17 protein-coding genes and 1 pseudogene are annotated in these 23,161 nt (G+C 47.6%); 4 read left to right on the forward strand and 14 right to left on the reverse strand.

Translation table 11 applies throughout. The annotated features are described in order from the left end of the window. Window positions 1-2 precede the first annotated feature (2 nt). Both CSR02_RS04285 and CSR02_RS04290 read right to left on the reverse strand, forming a co-directional pair. Complete coding sequence (locus CSR02_RS04285) at window positions 3-518, reverse strand: hypothetical protein (RefSeq protein ID WP_099540718.1); 516 nt, start codon at window positions 516-518, stop codon at window positions 3-5. A 23-nt stretch (window positions 519-541) separates the two neighbouring features. Then, a complete protein-coding gene (locus tag CSR02_RS04290) occupies window positions 542-1,738 on the reverse strand; it encodes a DUF3500 domain-containing protein (RefSeq protein ID WP_099540688.1) in 1,197 nt (398 codons plus the stop codon). A gap of 70 nt (window positions 1,739-1,808) precedes the next feature. Here CSR02_RS04290 and CSR02_RS04295 point away from each other — a divergent pair, with 70 nt between their 5' ends. Continuing rightward, window positions 1,809-3,425, forward strand: a complete 1,617-nt coding sequence (locus CSR02_RS04295; protein ID WP_099540689.1) for a tannase/feruloyl esterase family alpha/beta hydrolase — start codon at window positions 1,809-1,811, stop codon at window positions 3,423-3,425. A gap of 15 nt (window positions 3,426-3,440) precedes the next feature. On the opposite strand, the gene CSR02_RS04300 is transcribed toward CSR02_RS04295, so the two are convergent. Further along, on the reverse strand, window positions 3,441-4,064 hold the full coding sequence (locus CSR02_RS04300) for an O-methyltransferase (protein WP_208616802.1): 624 nt from the start codon (window positions 4,062-4,064) through the stop codon (window positions 3,441-3,443). A gap of 31 nt (window positions 4,065-4,095) precedes the next feature. Continuing rightward, entirely contained in the window at window positions 4,096-4,686 is a 591-nt protein-coding gene (locus CSR02_RS04305; protein WP_099540691.1) for a PadR family transcriptional regulator, read from the reverse strand. Window positions 4,687-4,953: 267 nt separating this feature from the next. On the opposite strand from CSR02_RS04305, the gene CSR02_RS04310 reads away from it, so the two are divergent. Continuing rightward, window positions 4,954-7,314, forward strand: coding sequence for a TonB-dependent receptor (locus CSR02_RS04310; RefSeq protein ID WP_099540692.1), 2,361 nt, complete (start codon window positions 4,954-4,956; stop codon window positions 7,312-7,314). 66 nt (window positions 7,315-7,380) lie between these two features. Here CSR02_RS04310 and CSR02_RS04315 read toward each other — a convergent pair whose 3' ends face one another. Together CSR02_RS04315 and CSR02_RS04320 are read right to left on the reverse strand one after the other, a co-directional pair. After that, a complete protein-coding gene (locus CSR02_RS04315; protein WP_183172673.1) occupies window positions 7,381-8,982 on the reverse strand; it encodes a B12-binding domain-containing radical SAM protein in 1,602 nt (533 codons plus the stop codon). Between the two features lie 290 nt (window positions 8,983-9,272). Next, on the reverse strand, window positions 9,273-9,794 hold the full coding sequence (locus tag CSR02_RS04320) for a DUF4142 domain-containing protein (protein ID WP_099540694.1): 522 nt from the start codon (window positions 9,792-9,794) through the stop codon (window positions 9,273-9,275). Between CSR02_RS04320 and CSR02_RS16515 the strand changes: the two genes are divergently transcribed. Further along, window positions 9,694-9,984 carry a hypothetical protein gene (locus tag CSR02_RS16515; protein WP_183172675.1) on the forward strand — a complete coding sequence of 97 codons (291 nt, stop codon included), beginning with the start codon at window positions 9,694-9,696 and terminating at the stop codon, window positions 9,982-9,984. The two genes, CSR02_RS04320 and CSR02_RS16515, sit on opposite strands and share 101 nt — an antisense overlap. Before the next feature lie 38 nt (window positions 9,985-10,022). Here CSR02_RS16515 and CSR02_RS04325 read toward each other — a convergent pair whose 3' ends face one another. The 8 genes and pseudogenes from CSR02_RS04325 to frc all read right to left on the reverse strand — a co-directional run bounded on the left by CSR02_RS04325 (window position 10,023) and on the right by frc (window position 19,754). Beyond that, complete coding sequence (locus CSR02_RS04325; RefSeq protein WP_042787396.1) at window positions 10,023-12,293, reverse strand: TonB-dependent receptor; 2,271 nt, start codon at window positions 12,291-12,293, stop codon at window positions 10,023-10,025. A gap of 243 nt (window positions 12,294-12,536) precedes the next feature. Then, entirely contained in the window at window positions 12,537-13,349 is an 813-nt protein-coding gene (locus CSR02_RS04330) for a mechanosensitive ion channel family protein (protein ID WP_042787397.1), read from the reverse strand. Window positions 13,350-13,597: 248 nt separating this feature from the next. Next, a complete protein-coding gene (locus CSR02_RS04335; RefSeq protein WP_099540695.1) occupies window positions 13,598-14,077 on the reverse strand; it encodes a hypothetical protein in 480 nt (159 codons plus the stop codon). A gap of 334 nt (window positions 14,078-14,411) precedes the next feature. Next, window positions 14,412-14,693, reverse strand: coding sequence for a GNAT family N-acetyltransferase (locus CSR02_RS04340; protein WP_099540696.1), 282 nt, complete (start codon window positions 14,691-14,693; stop codon window positions 14,412-14,414). Between the two features lie 12 nt (window positions 14,694-14,705). Continuing rightward, on the reverse strand, window positions 14,706-15,425 hold the full coding sequence (locus CSR02_RS04345; RefSeq protein WP_099540697.1) for a YoaK family protein: 720 nt from the start codon (window positions 15,423-15,425) through the stop codon (window positions 14,706-14,708). Next, on the reverse strand, window positions 15,422-16,591 hold the full coding sequence (gene yfdE / locus CSR02_RS04350; protein WP_244176772.1) for a CoA:oxalate CoA-transferase: 1,170 nt from the start codon (window positions 16,589-16,591) through the stop codon (window positions 15,422-15,424). Before yfdE ends, CSR02_RS04345 begins: the two co-directional genes overlap by 4 nt. Before the next feature lie 9 nt (window positions 16,592-16,600). After that, the gene (oxc, locus tag CSR02_RS04355; protein WP_099540698.1) at window positions 16,601-18,337 is read right to left on the reverse strand and encodes an oxalyl-CoA decarboxylase; all 1,737 of its coding nucleotides are present in this window, start codon (window positions 18,335-18,337) and stop codon (window positions 16,601-16,603) included. Window positions 18,338-18,443: 106 nt separating this feature from the next. Next, window positions 18,444-19,754: pseudogene (gene frc / locus CSR02_RS04360) on the reverse strand (formyl-CoA transferase). Window positions 19,755-20,470: 716 nt separating this feature from the next. Between frc and CSR02_RS04365 the strand changes: the two are divergent. Further along, entirely contained in the window at window positions 20,471-23,110 is a 2,640-nt protein-coding gene (locus CSR02_RS04365; RefSeq protein WP_099540699.1) for a TonB-dependent receptor plug domain-containing protein, read from the forward strand. The last annotated feature ends 51 nt before the right edge of the window (window positions 23,111-23,161 follow it).

Consider the following 23,161-nt stretch of genomic DNA (forward strand, 5'->3'; position numbering starts at 1 on the left):
TATCAATCAACCGTAAAATCTAACTCATAAACCGACTGATTGACTGAACGCTGCTGATGCAAGACATGCACAGCCGGATCATGCGGAAGCAAGCCATTAACCGAATAAACAGTATCAGGATCAACTCCCTGGTTTGTGTATCTTAACTGATGTAATCCAGGTTTAAGATCCAACGTTACTTTAAAATATAAACGTATTATGCCGCTTCCCGCTTGCAGTTCTGCAATAGGCGGAAAAGCGTATTCCTCCAGTTTAAGGGGAATACGTATATGATCCAGCGAGAAAGATAACCTACCTGCAACGCTCTGGGCATATTTATACTGCTCCTGCTCAGATAGACTGCCATCACCATTTGTATCCATTTGACGCAGAATACGGGGGAATTCATTCTTCCCCGGTGTCAGGCGCAATATAACATCAATATGCTGCCGCGTAATACTAACCACCGTGGCTTGCAAATACTCATCCAAGCGGTGCGCTTTTGCTGGAAACGCAAAAATAGTGAGACCACCGAGCATAAGAAATTGAAAAAATTTTGGTTTCACTGTGCAGTATACCGGTTGCCATAACTATTGGTAGGATCTCGATATACTGTATGTACATGCAGGGTTGGATCATCCCCCACACCTTGTGGTGAAAACTCTATCCATAACCGTGGCCCCTGAATGCGATAGTAGGCTGATCCGTTGTGCCCGGATATATGCGTGGTTGGTCCGCTCCATGCAAACCAGGTATCATTTAGGTCTTCCCTGATTTCTTTCAGGCGCGGTGCAGCATAGGTATCATTAATAATACCTGCCCATTCAGAAATAAGACCCATAAGCAGTTCTTTCTGCTTTGGTGAAAAAGTAGACACTTTAACACCTTCAGGAATAATTATTTCTCCATCATGCCCCGGCCCCTGGACCAGATCTTGCACTTTGTAAGGTAAAATAGCCTGCTGACGCTGTTTTGCGTCTAGGGCATCCAGTAAGGTGAAAGCACGGTCACTTTCTGCGGCAAGCACACGCACAGTTCTGCCATTGGCCTGATAAATTGCAGGCTGTGCACCTGTTAAGGTAGGTGTCATAACGCCATGCTCACCATCAATAACAATATTAAGCCCTAGATGATGGCCACCAAATTGAATCATCCAAGGTTTTGTTGCCGCTGGGTCGCCAAAAATGGCCAAAGTATAAACAGCCTTGCCAGAGGCAAATGGCGTTCCGCTATTAGCCAACGCCTGATCCGCCCCCATAATATCCAATACTTTCTGATACCCTTTGGGGCTTAATACAGTCTGTAGCAGATATAGGGCTGCAGCGTGTTGAGCTGGCGTTAATTGCCCCATTTGCAAACCGGGCCGTGGTACATCACTAACCGGAAAGTTGGACCATACAGATGCACCATAGCGTTCCCCCACAAAACCACCGGGTGGGCCCATGCCGGGTCCGCGCACTGTTGTTTTACTGGCTTGCGCATCCGTTACGGGATGAACTGATTGGTTTGGCGCATCCCGGCGAAAACGGGCAAGTGAAGCAGATTTCTGTACAACGAAAGGAAATACCACAACAGCACGTTTATGTGCATCTAAAGAGGATAAAAAAGACTGAGCTGCAATAACTGCAGCTTGTGTCTGCCGTGCAGTCGCACTCTCATCCACACGCGCCAAAACTGGTGGAGCATTTGCGGCCGAGGCTGCTATTGTCGTAGGGATGACTGCTAGGAATCCACTGATAGCCCCAAAAAATTTTCGCATATTTTCCCGTTTTACCCTTTTATTTCGGCTTAACTCTCTTTTGCTACAAACCCAGTAAGCAGGTTTTCTGATGCCCTATCGACTATCACTTTCTTTGCTTCCAACACTCACTTGGCATCGTCTCACCCTTTTGAGCCTGATGATGCCATTGACACTTATGGTGCCGCACATGGCACATGCTACAAGTTGCACAGAACTTGCACATCAGACCATTCCAGATGCCACATTTACAACAGTTGAAGTTGTACAAGCTGGCAAATGGCAATCTCCACAAAATCAGCTTAGCCATATTATGTCTGCCCCAGGCATGAACTTGGCGGGCCATCCTGCACAGGCGCCAAACGCAGCTTTTTGTCGTATTGCCATAACTTTGCACCCCTCGCATGATTCACATATCCGTACGGAAATCTGGCTGCCACTCAGCGGCTGGAATGGAAAGTTGCTGGGAGTTGGCAATTTTGGTTGGGCAGGCTCCCTTATGTATAACGGTATGGTAACAGGTGTCGGCGAAGGATACGCAGTTGCCAGCACAGATACCGGGCATGATAGCGCTACCCCTGAAGGTCAGGGTGGACGTTTTACACTGGGGCACCCTGAAAAACTGATCGACTACGCCTATCGCGCTGACCACCTGATGACCACAACAGCCAAGGCTCTTATTACAGCCTTCTACAAAAAGCCTGCAGCACATGCTTATTGGATAGGTTGTTCGCTTGGTGGGCTGGAAGGGCTGATTGAAGCAAAACGCTATCCAGAAGATTATGATGGCATTGTTGCTGGCGCGCCCCCTAACCCGATTGTAAATTTTAATGCAGAACAACTGTGGGCAGGATGGATGAGCTACCATAACTCCGCCTTGCGTGTATCACACGATAAATTTCATTTACTGAATACTGCTGTCATGAATGCTTGTGCCTCACCCGTTGGCAAAAAACAGGGGTTTTTGGATGAACCGGATAAATGCACCTTTATGCCAGATCAGCTTTTGTGCAAGGGCGCAGATACTTCATCCTGCCTCACAGCAAATGAGGTGCAGGCTGCCAAAAATATTTATCAGGGCCCTGTAAACCCGCAAACACATCAGGTTATTTTCCCTGGTCCGGCCAAAGGAAGTGAAGATGGCTTTTCTGCCGATGGCAAAGCCTTTCCTGTTGCACTGGACCTATTCAAATATGCAGCATTCCAAAACCCGGAATGGGATTGGACAACCCTGAAATGGGATACTGATATAGAGGAAGCCACACGTAAGCTTGGCCCACTTTTACATGTAGATGATAATCTCACCCCATTCTTTCAGCATGGCGGGCGGCTTCTGATGTATATTGGCTGGAATGATGGTCATAACCCTGAACAACTGGCAGGTTATTATCAGTCTCTCCAGCATAATGCAGGGCCGAATTATCAGGACAATATCAGGCTAATCACCATTCCCGGCATGGGTCATTGCTATGGTGGTGCGGGATGTGACACATTTAGCAAACTTGGCGCCATTGATAACTGGGTAACCGAAAAACAGGCGCCAGAAACGCTTGTGGCCGCCCGCGTGAGTGATGGAAAGATTATCCGTACACGCCCACTTTGTGCTTGGCCAAAAGTGGCCCGTTATGATGGACATGGCAATATGGATGATGCACGCAGTTTTACCTGTGCAACACCAGATGCCCAAGAAAAACATGATAAACCATAACAAAAGCGTTCTACATCATTCTGGATCAAAACGACTGACCTCTATCCCTGTGCCCACCGGCAATAGAACGCTGGAAATACCAGGTAATGCACGTATGGCCTGCCCATAGCGTTTAACACCTTCCGTACCGGGGCGGATCATGTTGTCCGCCACAATAATGGCGCCCCGGTTAAGACGCGGATAAAACGCTTGCAGGCACGGCACATAAAGATCTTTCCAAAGATCAACAAAAACAAAGTCTATTTTATCATCAAGCTCATCAATCATCCGTACGGCATCACCCACACGAAAATCCACCCAATCTGCCAAACCTGCCTGTTGCGACATGTGTTGGGCATAGGCAGATTTATATGCATGTAATTCCATTGTTATAAGCTTGCCTCCAGTTGCCCGTGCAGCTTCTGCAAGCCAAATGCCGGAATACCCAAAGGATGTACCCAGTTCCAGAATTGTTGGACGATTGAAGCTCTTGGCAAGGATATTCAATAACTGCCCTGTTTCCGGGCCGATGGCGCGCATGCGCTGGTCATGCCCACCATCGCGCCCGCCAGGAACTTCTACACGCGGCTGGCTGCGTTCGTGTTGGATACGTGCATGATAGAGAGTGAGAACCGCCTGAATTTTATCATCCATAATCACTTCTCCTCTCTTTTGCCCTCAATTCCTGATCTTAGACTTGCCCAACACCCCGTGCAGCTTCATCAAGCAATGCTGCAATTTTTTCTTCTGCTTCAGGGTCAAGCCCTCCGTTCCGTAAGCGAAGGCGCAGGGCCATTTTCAAATTTTCCATGGCACGCAGAACAGGCATAGGGATATTTTTACGTCCACCTCTCCCTTCAGGTTCCACTGCGGCTGCACGAGAAAGAATTTCATCCAGACCAGCACGGTTTGCTGTGAGGTATGCCTCTCCCTCTGTCGTTATCTGGTAATTTTTGCGGCTTTCCCCTTCAGATGGACGAATATAGCCTGCTTCCTCCAGCCAAGTCAGTGTGGGGTAAATAACACCGGGGCTGGGTGTGTAACTTCCACCAAATTTTTCTTCAATGTCCTTAATAAGCTCATAACCGTAAGTTGGTTTTTCTGAAATCAGATTCAGCACCAGCAATCTGATTTCTCCATAATCAAAAAGTCTGCTGCGTCCACCGCGCCGTCCTTCTTTGCGGCCATGATGATGGCGATGCTTTCCTTCAGAGCCTGTTGCACCTTCAGGAGAGAAAACCTGGCGGTTACGACCGCCTGCGTGTTTGTTTCTATGTTTCATAATTCCGATATATATTCCGATATATCTGACGTCAAGATATATCTAGATATATTTCTTATAATTCTTGCCGCGTTTACGGACACCTCCAAACAAGGCAGGCATAGGTAATCAATATTCTGCCGTATACACACAACTCTCATTTTTATGACATGCATGACGTTTTTATGAATACTTTGTTTAATATAAATGAATTTTTACAATATCACTCAAAAAGAAAAACAAACTCAGATACGTTGCGGCCGCCTTATGGGGAGATGAGACACCGCAATGAAAAAATTCCTGATCCTGAGCACTGTTTGTTTATTTGCTCAAAACACCACAACAATCGCCAAAGCGAGTAGCAATCCGGAAAAACCCAAAAAACATGCTCCCCTAGCTACAAAAAAAACGGCTGCCATGCCGAAAGCCAAGGGTGAGAACGTAGATGTCGTCTCACGCAAAACTGCAGGCGGCGGCATGATGGTAAAACAAACATCTGGCAAAACGATAAGCTCACTTTCCCATAGCTATATCGAAATGCAGTCTCCCACCTCCACGATTGAATCTCTTATCCAGACTGTCCCTGGTGTGGTTTCAGCCAGTGAAGGACCACTGACAACCTCATTTTCCACCATTCATATTCGTGGCATGGCGCAGGCGGAAATTGGTGTCACGCTAGAAGGTATGCCAGCCGCCAACCCGTTTACATACAGCACTTACACCCCTTCTCTTGTAGATAGTGAGAATATGGGCCAGGTGAATGTGATGCAGGGTTCGGTAGATATCAATTCACCAACCTATAACGCCACAGGTGCCGAAGTTTCTGCCACAGTCCGCCACCCGATGGACAAACAGAATGTACATGTTGCGGCTTCTGGTGGATCTTACGGCACCAATAAAGACTTTATTCGCTACGATACGGGCGAAATTGGCCATTCCGGCGTGCGTGGTTTTGTATCAGGTTCCTATGCACGAAGTGATATGTGGCGCGGTGCTGGGGATATCAGAAAGTGGCATGTTGATGCTGCGCTTACAAAAAGCTGGGCTCCTGGCAGCCATTCAGAAGCCATTTTTGGATTTACGGATGCCGCTCAGGGTGAATGGCTTTATCCCTCCTTAGCGAACTGGAAAACCTACGGCACAAAATATGGGCTGAACAACCAGTATTATAATGGTGATACACACTATGTGGGGCTAAACGGCAAAAATACCGGAGCCATTTACGGCACACTCAAAAACCATTTCAGCTTTGGGCACGGTCTCAGCCTGGATGCTCAAGCCTACTCTGTCGAATTTCATGGTCCCTACTATTATGGAGAAACCGTTCCTGTTGCGAATGGTTATGCTGGAGCTGAAAAATATAAATATCTCGACAATTACCAAAACCTACCGGGATATGATCCCTCTGTCAGCAAACTCACATCTGTCGAAGTTTCAGACTGGTATACTATTTCTTCCGGCTTAACACTTACCGGACATTGGAAACATAAATTCAACACGCTTAATTTTACGTATTGGTATTCTTACGCGCAGGAAGCGGCCAGCCAGAAGTTTTATCCCGTTAACGGCAGCGGGCACTGGAACTCTAATGGCGCCCCTCTTACAGCCAATGGTGGCCTTCTTATTAACGAAGATAATGAAAACGCCTTACAGCAGCTAAACAGCTTTGCTGTGGACGATAAAATGTCTTTTCTGCATGATCGTCTGACTATTGATGGCGGCATTAGAATGGTGATGGCTAACCGCCAATACACCCAAGATCTGCCAGGGGTAACAGCAAGCAAATCCATTAAAAACGTATTTATTCCCTCACCTCAGGTTCTGATTAATTACCGCTTTAATCCCAATCATCAGATTTATGTGAACGGCACCACCGGCTACCATCTTCCTTCTGGCTTAAGCTCACAGCTTGCCTCTTACAGCTATAACACTGGCAAGGCGACATCTCTCCCGATGTCAGACTACAAGCCGGAATACATGATTACGGAAGAAGTTGGATATCGTTACAGCGGCCTTTTCATGGCGAACCTGGCTGGCTTTCATTATAATGTGACAAACCATCAGGTTTCAGCCGTAAGCTATGAGCCAGGGTCCACTTCAACAATTTCACAGTTGATCAACGCTGGCGGCATGGAAGCCTATGGTATTCAGGCAGAACTTGCCACGCGCCCTTGGCATCATATTAGTGGGTATGCATCTGGCCAGTATATGCACACAAAAAACGGGAACAATATTGCCTATGCAGGAGATTACCTTGCCACAAAAGGCAAGCAGGAAGTAGGTGCGCCACAATTTTCCGGCTCACTTGGGCTTACCTATAATGATGGCAAATGGTTCGGCAACTTTACGCTGCAATATACAGGCCGCCAGTATGCAACGCTTATGAACGACCAGAGTATTCCCGGTTACGTTACAGCCAATCTTGGCTTTGGCAGACGTTTGCCGCAGATTGGGCATGTCTCTCCAAAAATCAAGCTCAACCTCGTGAACCTTGGCGATAACCATTACCTTTCTTCAATGTATGGATATACAACCAACGCTAAAACACAGCATGGGGTTCTCACCGGCAAAAGTCTATCAGGATCACAGCCCACCTATGTTATTGGTTCTCCATTTGTTGTGACAGCAACCCTTTCTGCTGATTTTTAATAACGCCTTCACGCATACCCTGCCCTCCTGTTTATGAAAAAACAGGGGGCAGAACATACAGACAGATTACGCTGGCAACAGTTCTGCTTCAGCAGAACGCTGGGGAGCAGGTGCATGCCAGCGCCCTTGGTCTACATCATTGATTTCTTTATCAATTTCCTGCACCACTTGCCGTGAAAACGGACCAAGATGTAAATAAAGAGCACTGGTCATAATCACATAGGGCAGCGCTTTTGGGTTATGCAGCCCGCAATCAATTATCATGCGCCAGAATTGTTTGGATGTTCCCGGACCCGCTGTGTGAATACGCAGCAATAACCTTACAAAACTGCGCAAATCACCACGCACCATTTTATGCGCGCGCGTGCGTTTCAACATACGCCCCATCCGGCGTACACGGCCAAAATAGGCCACAGGGTTATAAATTTCTGACAGCACTGTTCTGTAATCATTCAGTACGTCACGGCGCGGGCGTTTGGTTTCAAAGTTCAATCCGGCAGTACATTGGTCTCCAGACTGTGTTTGCTCCCCGCCGGAAAACAGGCGCCCTTCTGCCAACAGCCTGCGTGTAAGCTGTGTGGTTGGCAGGGCATATAATAACCCAACCATACAAACAGGAATGGCTGTATCTTCAATACAATCAACCATTCCTGTGGCAACACTGCCTTTTTCACTATCAAAACCAACAATAAAACCAGCGTTTACAAAAATACCGGCTTCATGAATTCTGGTAATGCTTTCTTGCAAGCTGCGCCGTGTATTCTGCTTTTTCTGTGTCATGACCAGCGTGTCTGTATCCGGGCTTTCAATTCCGATAAACACAGCAAAGAAGTTTGTTTCAGCCAGCCCCCGCAGTAAATCTGTATCATCAGCAAGATTGATGGATGCTTCAGTTGAAAATTCAAATGGAAATTTCTTTTTATTCTGCCAAAGTTTCAAATCTGGCAAAAACTTCTTGAGCGCTTTTTTATTGCCAATCAGGTTATCATCAACAAAATCCACATGCCCCCGATACCCAAGAGCATAGAGCGCGTCCAATTCTGCCAGAACCTGTGCGTTGGTCTTGGTCCGAGGCACGCGACCATAAAGTTCAATAATATCGCAGAACTCGCAACTAAACGGGCACCCGCGTGAAAACTGAATACCGACATGTAAATACTGATCCAGCTTTAGCAGATCAAAACGCGGCAATGGGCTTTTGGTCACATCGGTTTTGCCCATTGGAGCCTTAAAGACACCCTCCGCATCACCTTGATTCCAAGCGGTTACAAAGTCCGCCATGATTTCTTCAGCTTCACCAAGAACCTGAAAATTCGCCCTGCTATACAAAGCTGGGCTGGATGTGACATCTGGCCCCCCAACCACCACAGGCTTATTGCTAGCGCGACACATTTCTATAATACGCAAGGCATCATTGCGCTGTGGGAGCATTCCGCCTGTCATAACCATATCAGCCCAGGCAAAATCCTCATCTGTCAGGGATTCAGTGTTCCGGTTCACCAGTTTAACTTCCCAATTTTTGGGAAGCAGCGCTGCAACCGTAATCAAACCAAGTGGCGCGGCTGGATAGCGTGCCCCAGCCAGATCACAGGCCTCTTTGTAATTCCAGAACGAACTGGCGTTAAAAAGCGGAAAGATCATCAAGACCTTGCAGCAATCGGTTCTCACGGAGATATCCTTTGATTGAACAACTGATCACAATCAAAGTTGACGATCTCTCGCTTGCTTCGACGGCGCACAGACCCCTGAAGGGCTTGGTTTCATATGGAGGGTGAAATGCTCTGGACACCTTACCATATGGGCGTCGGATCTGAGAGCTTTGGGCGGCAAAGGCCAGTAAAAGGCCGTTATACGACCTCTCATCTGAGTGAGCGCTGCTTATACTCTGAATTGGAGCTTTATTGCAAATCGCTCATCGTTCCAGATTTGCTGCCCAGAGCTCAAAGAAAAATACAAATTTATTGCGGCAGATTTTTCGCCAATCTCAGATGTTCTTCAAGCGTGGGAACAGTCTCTGCTGCCCATTTTTTCAAAGCTGGATTATCACCATTTTTGGCATAACGCTGAAAGAGCGAGAGGGCATTTTCATGCGCTGATATTTGATCATCACGGTATTGCCGAACAAAACTTTGGCCATGCAGGGTATGCAGTGTTTCCAGTTTTTTCTGGCTTAAATCATCCGTATCCACTGGCAATGTATTGGTTATGTTATTATCACTCAAAATCTGCTTCAACTCGGCTGATGTTTTGTGATGATCTTCTATCATCTTAGAGGCAAAATCTTTAAGAGAAGGTTCTGAAAGAGCAAGCTGGCTGGATTGTATCTCAAAAAGATCACTCCATACGACACTTCGAATAAAATCATCTGTTTTAGGAGCTATGCCCATAACAGAATTGATGCCCGTGCGTTCTGGCAATGATTGCGCAAATACCGGCGTAGCCACGCACAACGCAGCAGCAAGAAAGTACATCTTTTTCATTGACATTGTCCTTTTAAAAAGCAGCTCTTTTCTTGAAAAGAAGGAATATCCGCAAAGTGACAAAGCGTTGAACGAAGTTTTTTGCGGAAAGTTGCACTTAACAAAAGAACAATCCACTTATGAATTTATTTTTATTTATATAAACCCATCACAAAATGCTGGCGATGTTTTTGGTGCCCTGCCCTTTTAAATAGCGACCAGAACAAAAAGCACCTGATATCTTATAACTTAAAGATCTACGCTAACCGAAAACTTAAAAGTTTCTGGATCTCCCATAACGAGATTGCTTTGATACACAGATGCCCAATACCGTTGATTACCAACATTATCCACTTCAAACCGGGCAGTAAGAGGCTTATTGTGCAGAAGAAAAGTATAGCGCGCCCCAAGGTCAAACCGGGACCAGGCCGGTAAATGCGCTGAATTGACGTTATTAAACTGTTGCTTGCCTGTGCTTATAACGCGGCCAACAAGCGTTAGACCTTTTACGAAAGGAACGTCATATTCCAGATTTCCGTTGATGGTATAATTTGGAATACCAATAACGGTTTTGCCATTATAAGTATCCCCCTCCGTATGTACCTGCTTTGCATCAATAAGCGTTAAACCGCCATTAAACCGCAAACCCGGCAGAACCTCGCCATTAAAGGTAAGTTCCATGCCACGGTTTCTCTGCTTGCCACTTTGGGTATAGATAGATTCGCCGCTGTCTCCATACGGTTCTGTCATCCCATATGGCATGGATGTCTGAAAAAATGCGACACCGGCAGAAAAACGCCCGACATCATACTTGGCACCGACCTCATACTGCGTGCTCTGATACGGTGCAAAGGTTTGCCCCGCATTTACATAGGTGGAACCAACAGTGGTGCCAGCAGAAAGCCCCTGAATACGATTGAAATACAGTGCGAAATTCTTAACCGGGTGCACCACAAGGCCGATAACAGGAGAAAATGCTGAAGAATTATAATGCGAGAGCAATTCTCCGCTTCCGTAATTAAAGGAATCTGACAAAATATCCTGATAACGAAAGCCGCCAGTCAGTGCGATCCGGTCATGCCAGAATGTCATCGTATCAGACAGAAACAGGCTATAAAGCTTGTTCCATGCAACACGTCCGGGGTTATGTAAATTTCCAGCGCCCCAAGTTTCATTAGGGGTAAACTGGGTGGGATGATAAATGTTCCCCGCTTGCCCAAGTAGGCTCATAGCATAAGCAGAATCTGATTCTTCCCAAATTGCGGAACCACCTGCATTGATTTCATGTTTAATAAAGCCGGTATTGATATGCGCCCGCACCCCTGCCTGGGTTGCCTCGTTCATAACATTATAAGCATCTGCCATGGCACCTACCGAACCATCTCCTGTACGGGAGTTGGTTAGTTGGGTGGTTGCATAATTACCCATTTCATTGCCACTCTGGGCACCAAATTTTGCGTATGTGGTAATATGCTCTCCAAAATCATGCTCAATATTCAACGTGCCAAACAGGTAGGAAAGATCTGTATAAGCCCAATGTTGCCCCCAGTTTTTTGAAGGAGACGTTGCCTTGGGTGCGGGCATATCTGTTGCAAGGCTGGAAACAATAATGGCACTACGCCCACCAAAAACCTGCTGTTTCTGGTAATTCATGCTCATATTGATGCGCGTATCATCATTATGCCAATCAAAGGATCCCCCAAGGGCTATATCATCATGCCGTTCACCTTTGATGGGTGTTTCACCATCCATGCCTGCCGCGTTAAAGCGAAAACCATAGGCACGGTCCTTGCCAAACCGGCGGCTTATGTCAAAAGCCCCTCCCCCTTGCCCGCTACTTGTATAATCACCTGTTACACGTGTGATATCTGTAGATGTGGCCCGCTTGGGAATGAGGTTTACGTTGCCACCAATGGCCGACCCTCCCGGTGCGGCACCATTTAAAAATGCGCTTGCACCATTTAAAACCTGAACAGAATCATAAAGTTGAGGGGAAACAAGCTGACGCGGCGTAACCCCATATAAACCATCAATTGCAATATCATCCCCATAGAGCGTAAAGCCACGGATCTGAAAAAGCTGGGCGTAATTCCCATAGCCCATTGTGGTGCGTACTGTGGGATCATTCAGCAAAACATCCCCCAGCGTTTGTGACTGCTGGTTTAAAATCAGACTGGAATTATAGCTCCGTATATTAAAGGGAACATCCAGCCCCTTTTTGTGGCCCAAGGCCCCTAGATCTCCACCATTTGTTACATACATACGATTACTGCGGGCAGCTTTTACAACCAGATCTTCCTGTTTTGCCGCAACAGGACCTTGCGTTTCCTGAGTCTGTTTTTGCGTGGTCTTTTTTACACGTGCTCCCTTCAAATGTTTTTTATCTGAAGCAGAAGCTGGTTGATGCAAAAGCACCGTACCTTCCGCTCTTACGTGAGCCGTAAAGAAAACGCCCTCTCCCAAACCTGCAAGTAGGCTGGAAACACAAAGCGTATTCAAACAAAACACACGAAAACTCATTGCAAGGCTCTCTAGATAGGAATCTTTCGCAGCTTATTAAGCAATTAAGAATAAATTGCAAGTTCAGATTTCCCTGTGCGGCCGCACACTGCCGCATGAAACGCTTCAACAAAAACCACGTTAATGAGCTTTGCGAATGTGTTTTTTGAACCCACCAAAAAACAAAAAAAGGGGTAGGAAAAGCACCTACCCCTTTGCCAGAATTGGAAGCTCTATTTTAAACTTCCAAACAATTTGCCCTAGTTACGCGGCAGGCCGCGCTGTTACCCCAAGCCGATACCCCTCCCGCTGAAGTACCTTGATGGATTCTTCGGAATATTTGGCCACAAGGGAAGAGACATCCCCCGGCGCGCTCCAAAACCCTAAAGTGATCTGAATATTTGCTGGCTTTGGCAAAAAAGAAACCGAGGCCGCAGGATCTTTTAAAACTTTTTCATCCTGCGCCAGCAGGCCCAGCAACAGCGCCCGTGCCTTGTCCATGTCATCATTGTAGTCCATCAACAAACTCACGGACCCCAGAAGCCTATCAGATTCCGAACTGTTAACAACAATATTGTTCGATAATGTTCCATTCGGGACATAAATAATCTCGTTATTCGCATCCAGCAGTACGGTCCGGAACATTTCAATTGAAGTCACCGTGCCTGAACTGCCACCAGCCGTAATGGAATCTCCTACCTTGAAAGGGCTGAACAGCAATATCAAAACACCGCCGGCAAAGTTTGCCAAGCTTCCCTGCAGTGCCATGCCAACCGCCAAGCCAGCAGCACCCAAAACAGCCACAAAGGATGTTGTGGCAATTCCCACCATAGAAGCCACACTGATCAGCAAAAGAGCCTTTAGAAACAGGCCAACAACGCTGAGCAAAAATCCACGCAGTGTTGGCTCTATATGGCTGGCAGCCATCATGCGGCCCATTGCCCGCGTTACGGCGTTAACAACTTTCCAACCAACAAAAAGTACAATTAGAGCCAGAACAAACTGGCTTACATACCCCAATAATACAGGCAACAACCCACTTAATTGTGACCAAATTGAATGAACCTGATTTTCCATAATCCCCTCTAAATTAGCCTTCGCGTATGTCACACACCAAAATGCAACATACGCATCTTCCCATTAGCGTAGGATATTTCACGGATATTCGTCATCATTAAGGCCAAATGAAAATTATTCACAAAGTTGCGTAATAATTAACTGGAATCAGCACTAAGCAAAGTGGATGCGCAGAAAACCCAAGATTATCTTTATTTTATGGTTTTATATCACTTTGCATGGTCAATTTCACGCTTCAACTTGGCACTTTATAGATCAGGCACGTTGCCCGATGTAAAACGCACAGAAAAACGTGCAATCTGGCCAGATATTAATGGGCCATGTACACGCCCCTGCACGTGCATATCAACGCCACGGGCATTTTCCATATCTGCCACAAAACTGCCATTCGTAATGCTAGCAGCACCGCCAATCGTCCAATATGTTCCCGCCAGATCACGCACCCTGCCAAGATTTGTTACGCAAGCTGTGGCTTTTATTGTTGCGCTGCCAAATGTCAGAATACCGCCACCTTTGATTTCTACCGTGTAATGACGTGTTCCATATGTAAAAATGCCGTGCCCGGTGCCATAATTCACAACAACACCTGTCTCATGCAATATCAGATCAAGGCTTCCATCTGCATGTTTACACTTGGGTTGTGCGTACACAACAGAAGGGATCATCCCAGCAAGTATCGCTGATGCCAGCCACCGAATCTGCAAAAATCTGGAATAACAGAATGTCACGGGAATATTTCTTCCTTAATACAATATGCGTTCATTTTTGAATAATACCATACAAGACCAATTACAATGGATATAAAAATATAGATATTTACTTATAGAATAAAAGCATACAAGCACACCAACCTTATTTCACGTCAGATTTTGCGCGCCTACTGACCGATGCATGCGCAATGTTTATGATTGTGCATTTCCAGCATCACAATGCAAAGTAACATTTCTTGAAAAGATGCTGGTCTTGGCTTTAAACCAAAAATAAGAACAAAACATCACATTTCCATAAACTAAAATTTTATAACCTTCTCTACCATCTTAAAAATCAATAAAAATCGAATTATCAATCCTGGGAAGAAACAAGACTTTTATATTCTGGATGTTTTTCAATAAAGTTCTGTAAAAAATCACATTTGATACTTACTTTTACTTTCCTGCTTCGCGCTGCATCCAACACTGCACGTGCCAATCGGCTGCCTGCACCCTGCCCTCTCAGAGAGGCAGGAACTTCTGTATGCAACAGAACCAGAACACCATCCTTATTGGCATAATCCACAAAAGTTTTCTGACCATTCTGCATCAGTTCAAACCGATGCTCAGACGTATTGTCAACAAGGTCGGTCATCTACTTTTTCTCTTAATTGGTGTCATACCGGGAATGACGCAGATCATAGACAGTTAGAAGGAGCACAACAATGGGCAGCAAAAGCCCAAAACGTGAGACATGTTCAATAACAGCCCCAAGCATTGCCGAAAGAAAATAGCAAAGCCACGCAGCCCCGGGCAGGACAACTTCCTTAAGAGCGGGCCGCTTGGCCTCAAAACGATCTTGATCAAGCCAGACAGCCACATAACGCCCTATGAACGCATCCGAGAACTTGACCATGTTGTTTGTTACAACAAGTGTTTGCAGGGAAACACCTCCAAAACGTGCCAGTGTTTCTCCCTGCATTCCCAAGGCCAATGCCACCAGTGGAAGTTCAACAACATGATGCAACGCGGGTGAAAGACGCGCAAAGGTGACCACAACAAGCACTGCGGCCATCAACATCAATTCCCAGTACGGCCATTTCATGTAGCGTCGAATCAGGCTGGCGCACATGCATCCGCAAAAAAACAAGCCAATGGCTGTTCCGGTAAGGGCTGCATTCTCCCATTGATGCAACGCAACAGACCGCCCGAACTGCACGGTGTTTCCGGTCATGATACCGGGATATATTCTCCCGACGTCCATATAGACCGTGACCTCTACAAACGCGACAACGAATGTCAGCCCCACCACCCGCCGAAGCAGGACTGACAATGGTGCTGCCGGACGCACCGGCTGCGTGGGAGAATGTATTACATCAGGCGTCATTTTGCCTCTGGTGCGGCAAATTCCTTACGCAACGCCGCGCCCTGCTCATCCAGCTTAGGGGCGCCGGGCCGTTCATGTGGGTCATCATACCCACTGATTTTCACCGGGTTACCGGGCATCATCACCCCGCCAGATTTGATCAGCATATTCCGCGCGGCTGTTTGTGGCAGATTTGCCGCCTCTGCTACGTCCAGCAACGGCCCAACAGGCACACCGGCTTTGTGAATAACATCCAGCCAATGCGCCGCTGGCTGTTTGGAAAGTGCTTTTTCCAATGCAGCTTTCAGCGCATCATTATTGGCCATTCTATCATGATTTTCGACAAAACGCGGGTCTGTCGCCAGTTCAGGCGCACCAATCACATCGCAAAGCGCCTTAAAAAGATGGTCATTCCCACAACAGATGACAAAAGGCTTGTCCTGCGCCTGAAACACATCAAAAGGCGCCATATAAGGATGGCGATTGCCAATACGCGCAGGGGCTTTGCCTGTAGCAGACCAGCACATCAGAGCATGCTGCAAAAATGCCAAGGTGCCATCAAACATTGAAACATCAATGTGTGCCCCTTTCCCTGTGCGCTCACGCGCATAAAGCGCACTGGCAATGCCGCAGAACATGAAAACCCCACCACACAGATCAGAAAGCGATGTGCCCCCTACCCGCGTTGGCGGACCATCGGGAAAGCCCGTGGCCATCATGATGCCGCTCATGGCCTGCACAATAGTATCGTAGGCAGGATAATGTGCGAGCGGGCCTGTCTGACCGAACCCTGATGAAGATGCATAAATCAACCGTGGATTGATCTTTGCCAGTTCCTCATAATTGAAACCCAAACGGTCCATCACGCCGGGGCGGAAGTTCTCCGCCAGCACATCGGCCTTACGCACCATTTCCAGAAAAATCGCTCGATCGCCCTCATCCTTAAGGTTAAGGACAATGCTTTCCTTTCCCCTGTTTACAAAAGAGAAGTAAAGCGATTGGTCTCCAACATATGGGCCATAGGTACGCGTATCATCCCCATGCCCCGGTGGCTCGATCTTGATTGTACGGGCACCCAGATCTGTCAGAATTGTTGTGCCGAACGGACCATTCAGCACATGTGTCAGATCAATAACGAGGAGCCCATCAAAGGGCCCCTTCGGTTTTGCTGGCGTGGTTTCAGTCATAATGCCCCCTTATTTTCCGGCTTTTGCAGCAGATGGGGCTGCGGGGGCCTTAACAGCGCTTTGGGGGTTAAGCTTGCTTAGATGCCCGCTTTCTGTTCCTACATGCGGGTCAATAACACAGTTGATCATGGCCGGCTTGCCAGATGCCAGAGCCGTTTCCAGAGCCTGCTTCAGATCTTCCGGCTTTTGCGCATCGTAACCTGCGCCACCAAAGGCCTCGATAATTTTTTCATAATGCGCAGAAGCATCCAATCGGGTCACACCCGGATCTGTGCCGTTTCCGCGGTTTACATCATCCCCACGGTAAATTCCGCCATTATTGAACACAATAACAACAACAGGCAGCTTGTAACGGCAGATTGTCTCCATTTCCATGCCGCTAAAGCCAAAGGCGCTATCCCCTTCAATCGCCACAATAGGCTTGCCTGTGGTTACAGCCGCACCAATGGCATAACCAAGCCCAACCCCCATTGTGCCCCAGCTTCCTGGATCAAGGCGGCGGCGGGGCAACTTCATGTCAATGACATTACGCGTCACATCCAGTGTGTTTGCCCCTTCATTGACCAGATAATAATCACGACCTTCCAGAACACCCTTGATGACATTCAACGCCGTGAAGAAGTTCATCGGGTCTGTCACCTTTTCCAGACGCGCGGTCATCTTGGCAACATTCTGCTCACGTTTTGCGTTCAGTTCCGCAAGCCAAGCCGGATCTGCCTTTACACCCTTGCTGGCCACAGCGGCATTCAGAGCCTTTACGGCCTCTCCAATATCGCCAGGCACTGGCGCAGAAATGGGTCTGTTACTGTCAAACTCACTTGGGTTGGCTTCAATCTGAATAAATTTTGCCGTGGGAGACCACTGTGGTGCCTTGCCATGTGCCAGCATCCAGTTCAGCCGCGCGCCGATCAGCAGCACCACGTCAGCCTGAGCAAGCGCCAAAGACCGCGCAGATGCTGCGGACAACGGATGTCCGTCAGGCAAAAGCCCCTTTGCCATGGACATTGGCAGGAATGGAATACCGGTCTTTTCAATCAGATCACGGATGGCGGAATCTGCCTGTGCATAAGCAGCGCCTTTGCCCAGCAGAATGAGCGGATGCTTTGCCGTGGCTAGTAGGCTGACGGCACGCTCAATGGCTTCATCGGTCGGACGTTGTGGCGCTGCGGCATCCACAACCTTAATCAAAGACGCCTGACCAACCTGCGCATCTACTGTTGCACTGAGCACAGCTGCGGGCAGATCAAGATAGACAACACCGGGCCGGCCAGATACTGCCGTACGGATAGCGCGAGCAACACCTGTGCCAATATCTTCCGGACGATCAATGCGGTAAGCAGCTTTTACAAAGGGCTTGGCCGCATTCATCTGGTCCAGCTCTTCGTAATCCCCCTGTTGCAGATCAACAATGGCACGATTGCTAGAGCCACTGATCAAAATCATGGGGAAGCCGTTTGTATTGGCATTTGCTGCCGCCACCAGACCATTTAGAAAACCCGGCGCAGATGTTGTCAGGCACACACCGGGTGTTTTTGTAAGATACCCGGTAATGGCCGCGGCATAACCCGCCGGCTGCTCATGCCGAAAACTAATAAAGCGCATGCCTTCAGCCTGGCTCAGGCGCGCCAGATCCGTAATGGGAATACCAACAACACCGAACATTGTGGAAATGTTGTTGAGCTTGAGGGCTTCAATAACAAGATGGAAACCATCCGTCAGAGTGCTCGGCGCTGTCTGGTCAGTCATAATACTCTCTCCAACCCTGCACGGGATGCAATGGGAAAACCGTGCAGGGTGTTCTTTCTGGTAAACTTAGTCTCTCAAGATGCAGTCAATTTTCGCAACTGCTGTCTCAGGCGCAGGTAATTTTCTTATCGCGCAGGCTTTTAATTTCTTCGGCCGAATAACCCAGTTCCGCCAGCACTTCATCCGTATGCTGCCCAAGCAAGGGCGCGGCCTTGATTTCGGGCGTGAAGCCGCTGAATTTAATGGGGTTGATTGTCAGGAAAGTGCCACGCTTGGGCTGCTGCACTTCAACAATCGTGCCAGATTCCCGCAGGTCCGGCGCTTCGGCAATTTCCTTCATGGACAGCACGGGAGAACAAGGCACACGATATTTGGCCAGATGCGCAACTGCTTCATATTTTGTTTTGTCTGCAATTGCTTTTTCAATCGCGGCAAAAATTTCAAACATATGCGTTTCGCGCGCTTTGGCCGTATTGTATTTGGGGTCTGTTGCCCATTCCGGCTTACCAATGGCTTCGCAGGTCGGGCCCCAGTCCTGCTCCTGCACCGTGCAGTAAATATAGGCGTTATCGTCGGTTTCCCAGCCTTTGCACTTCAAAATCCAGCCGGGCTGACCACCACCGCCAGCATTGCCGCCACGCGGCACCGTATCGCCAAACTTTCCGTTCGGATACTGCGGATATTCTTCCAGATACCCTACACGTTCCAGTCTTTGCTGATCACGCAGCTTGACGCGACAGAGATTGAGCACGGCATCCTGCATGGAAACACTGATTTTCTGCCCCTTGCCGGTCCGTTCGCGCCCAAACAGTGCTGCCAGAACGCCAATCAGCAAATGGTTGCCGGTATTGCTATCACCAAGTGCTGCGGCACTCACCAGTGGCCCGTTATTGTTGCCGGGGGCCTGACCATCCACCAGTGGCGCGCCATTCCAGTAACCCGTTGTGGATGTTGCCCCACCCGCGCATTGCGCAACATTTTCATAAGCGCTCACACCAGCCCATGGGGAGTTTTCACCGAACCCCTTAACGGTGCCGTAAATCAGGCGCGGGTTAAGCTGCTGCAAATATTACCAGGTAAAACCCATGCGCTCCATTGCACCGGGGCGAAAATTTTCAAGAAGAATATCAGCCCATTTGATGCATTTTTCAAATACAGCCTTGCCTTCCGGTGTCTTGGTGTTCAGTTCAACGGAACGCTTGTTACAATTGAGCATTGTAAAATATAGCGCATCTGCATCCGGAATATCCCGCAGCTGGTTACGCGTAATATCGCCCACCCCAACACGCTCAATCTTGATCACATCAGCACCGTACCATGCCAACAGCTGCGCCGCTGAAGGAACAGACTGCACCCCTCCAAAATCAATGACTTTAATACCATCAAGAGGTTTGGAATTTTCTGATGTCGTGCCCATGGTTCTACCTTTCTTTCAACCTGTTATCTTCTAGGCTGATAGTTTTAATGCGAGAACTAGCATCTCTTACTCTCGTGTCATAATTATCTTGAAATAACACCGCATAACTTTGATACACATCAAAACCTCCATTAAATTATTTATTATATTTAATAAACGTATAGTTATTATTCTTATTTTATTTATTATCGTATCGAAATAAAAAGAACTTAATATTATATTAATATCTCATTATTACATTTAAATATAAATAAAAATATGGTATGTGATTATTTTATTTTATTTTTTACTATATAATTTACTTCAATCACTTTTATCTTCTTTTTTGCCAACATATTCAAAAATGTTTCCAAAACACAAAATAATGTATTTCAAACAGATTTTAGGCTGACAAACCTGTACAATTCGTTTGGCTGACCGACTATTAAAACACTGCCTCTTCTGACCAATCTCCTGCACCAAAATAAGGTTGTAAAAAACCTAAGGTCTTTTGGAACTTTAAGCAGTAATGGTCATTCTGCGTTACCCTACTCGTTATAACAGGGGATACGCGCTACGGGCTTTTTTCAACTGATGGCATTTGACCTTAATGCAAATGTTGCAATTTCGCAACGTCATGCAAAATATACACAATAGGCATGTTTTTTATGTCGTTCCCTTACCGGAATGGTTTACGGCTAACAAAGCAATAACGCTTTACAAGTGGGACATGAAACATGCGATTAGCCCGCCGCTTTTCCCTTCTTGCCACCACACTCTGCACCGTTTTGCCTTCATTTGCTGTTGCAGAAACAACGGAAACAACCACCACACACCGCAAGATTTCACATGAACGTTCCGGTCACGTAACTGGAAAATCTTCCGCTCAAAGCACAGCGGCGCCTACTGTATCTGCTGGCCATAAAAAGGATACAACCAAAGCCCTGTATGCTTCGGATGTAGAAACCGTAAACGTTTCAACCGGCACCCATTCAACAAACCGCAAGGCACGACAGAGCACATCGCCCGTCACTGTCGTATCCGCAGCAACGTTGCGCCGTTCTGGTCAAGTCAATCTGGCAGATTCACTGGTTCGCACCTACGCTTCCATTAACGTGCAGGCTATGGCAGCAGACAGTGCTGCTCTTACCTCCTCCATTCAGATGCGTGGGCTTAACCCGAACGAAGTGCTCGTGCTGGTTGATGGCAAACGCCGCCACTCTACAGCAAATATTGTTGCCGATGCCGGGCCACAGTTTGGTTCCACCGGCGTTGATCTGAACATGATTCCGGCAAATGCCATTGACCATATTGAAGTATTGGAAGATGGCGCAGCCGCCATGTACGGTTCAGACGCCATTGCTGGTGTTGTGAACATCATTACAAAAAAAGAAGATCATGGTTTGCATATGTCTGCCCAAACGGGCGCCAACGCCTATAATGGTGATGGCTGGCAATACCAATTGAATGCAGATGGTGGCCTGAAACTGGGGCCGGATGGATACATTCACATATCCGGGCAAATCACACACACAGATCATTACGTTGTCAAAACAAAAGATCACCGTCTTCTAGGATCTTGGCCTGATGGTGCCACAACCACAGGTTACTACAATGGCTTGGTACCTAATGCCATGAATGTGCCATTGGATTCCAACAAGATCATGAGTACGCCAGAAGAAACGCGAGAAAACCTTGCGATTGATTTTGGCAAGAAAATTACCGATGGCATCGACTTTTATGGTTTGATTACCTACGCGCACCGCTATGGCGAAGCTTACGAAAACTACCGTATTCCAACAATTGCCCCCAGCTATTATCCATATGGTTTTTCTCCGCTTGAAACCATTCGGGAAGATGACTACGCCGCAACCATTGGCCTTAAAGGCGATAACTTTTTTGGTTTTGACTGGGATCTGAGCACCACCTACGGTGCAGATGAAACGAAAATTGGCAATAAAAATACAGCCAATACCGGTATGCTGTCCTCCGATTGCTCTTTAGATCCAACATCTGCCAGCTATTCATCCCTTGGTTGTGGCTGGACCCCCACAACAGTCCGTGCCGAAACATACAGATTGGCGCAGTGGACCAATAACCTGGATTTCCGTCGGCACTTTAATATTGCGCAAAAAGTTCCCATGCTGCTGGCATTCGGTGGTGAACACCGATTGGAAACGTATGACCTGACAGCAGGGAATGCAGCCTCCTATATTCTTGGTGGCACACAGGGATATGCCGGTATTGGCCCGCAAAGCGCAGGGAGCTGGAGCCGTGATATATGGGCCGCTTATGTGGATGGGGACTTCCACCCACTTAAAAACTGGGATCTGGATTTTGCTGGTCGTTTCGAACACTATACAGATGTTGGAAATACCGAAAACGGCAAGGTTTCTACCCGATACGATGTAACACGGCGTATTGGCCTGCGAGGCACCATCAGCACCGGCTTTCGCGCCCCTACCCTGCCCGAACAACATTATTCTGCTATGAACGTGGACCCTAACGGTGCCTCTGGTCTGTTACCGGTTGATTCCGAAGCAGCCCGTACTCTTGGCGCCAGCAAACTCAAGCCGGAACGTTCCGTCAGCGCCAGCGGCGGCATTGTTGTTGAACCGGTTAATGGTTTGCATGTTGAAGCGGATGTCTACCAGATCAATCTGCGTGACCGTATTGTTGGTGGCGGCACAGTTAAGGGCGCTTCGGCCATTTCAGCCATCGAACAACTCGGTTACCTCCTGCCTTCCAATGGCCTGATTGCAGATAACGTGTCTGCATACTTCATGACCAATGGCGCCAGCACGCGCACACAAGGGTTGGACATCAAGGCTGACTATACTTTCCGTTTCCGCAAAGCGGGCACTCTCGCTCTGAGCGTGGCAATAGACCTCAACCGCACGCGCCTGCACCACAATGCAATGGATGCAAATGGCAACTCTTTGCTGAATGCCCAGAATATTGCCTATATCACCACGGCCTATCCACGTAGCAAAATTATTCTAAACGCGTTCTACCATTACCAGAACTGGGACTTTAACGTGCGTGAAACCCGGTATGGTGAAACAACCTCCATGCTGACCTATTATGACTGGCAAAACCAGAATACGCCCTGCGCAGGGGGTGGAAATCTGGCCTACTCCAATGTGTGCTTCAACCAGTTCAAGAACACGCCACGTTGGATGACTGATATTGAAATTGGTTATCGCTTTAACAAAAACTGGCACATGGCTGTTGGCGTCAACAACATTGCCAACGTCAGACCACGCATGGTTGCGCAAATCAACAACTCTCGCGGGGCACAGCCATATGACCAGTTCTCTCTGCAGGTGCCCATCACCGGGGCCTATTACTATGGCCGCCTGAACGCAGATTTCTAAAATAAACTGTGCAGAACATTCTGTTTTGAATGTTCTGCATTTTTACTGGTT

It is taken from the genome of Acetobacter pomorum (assembly GCF_002738225.1).
Lineage (GTDB): Bacteria > Pseudomonadota > Alphaproteobacteria > Acetobacterales > Acetobacteraceae > Acetobacter > Acetobacter pomorum.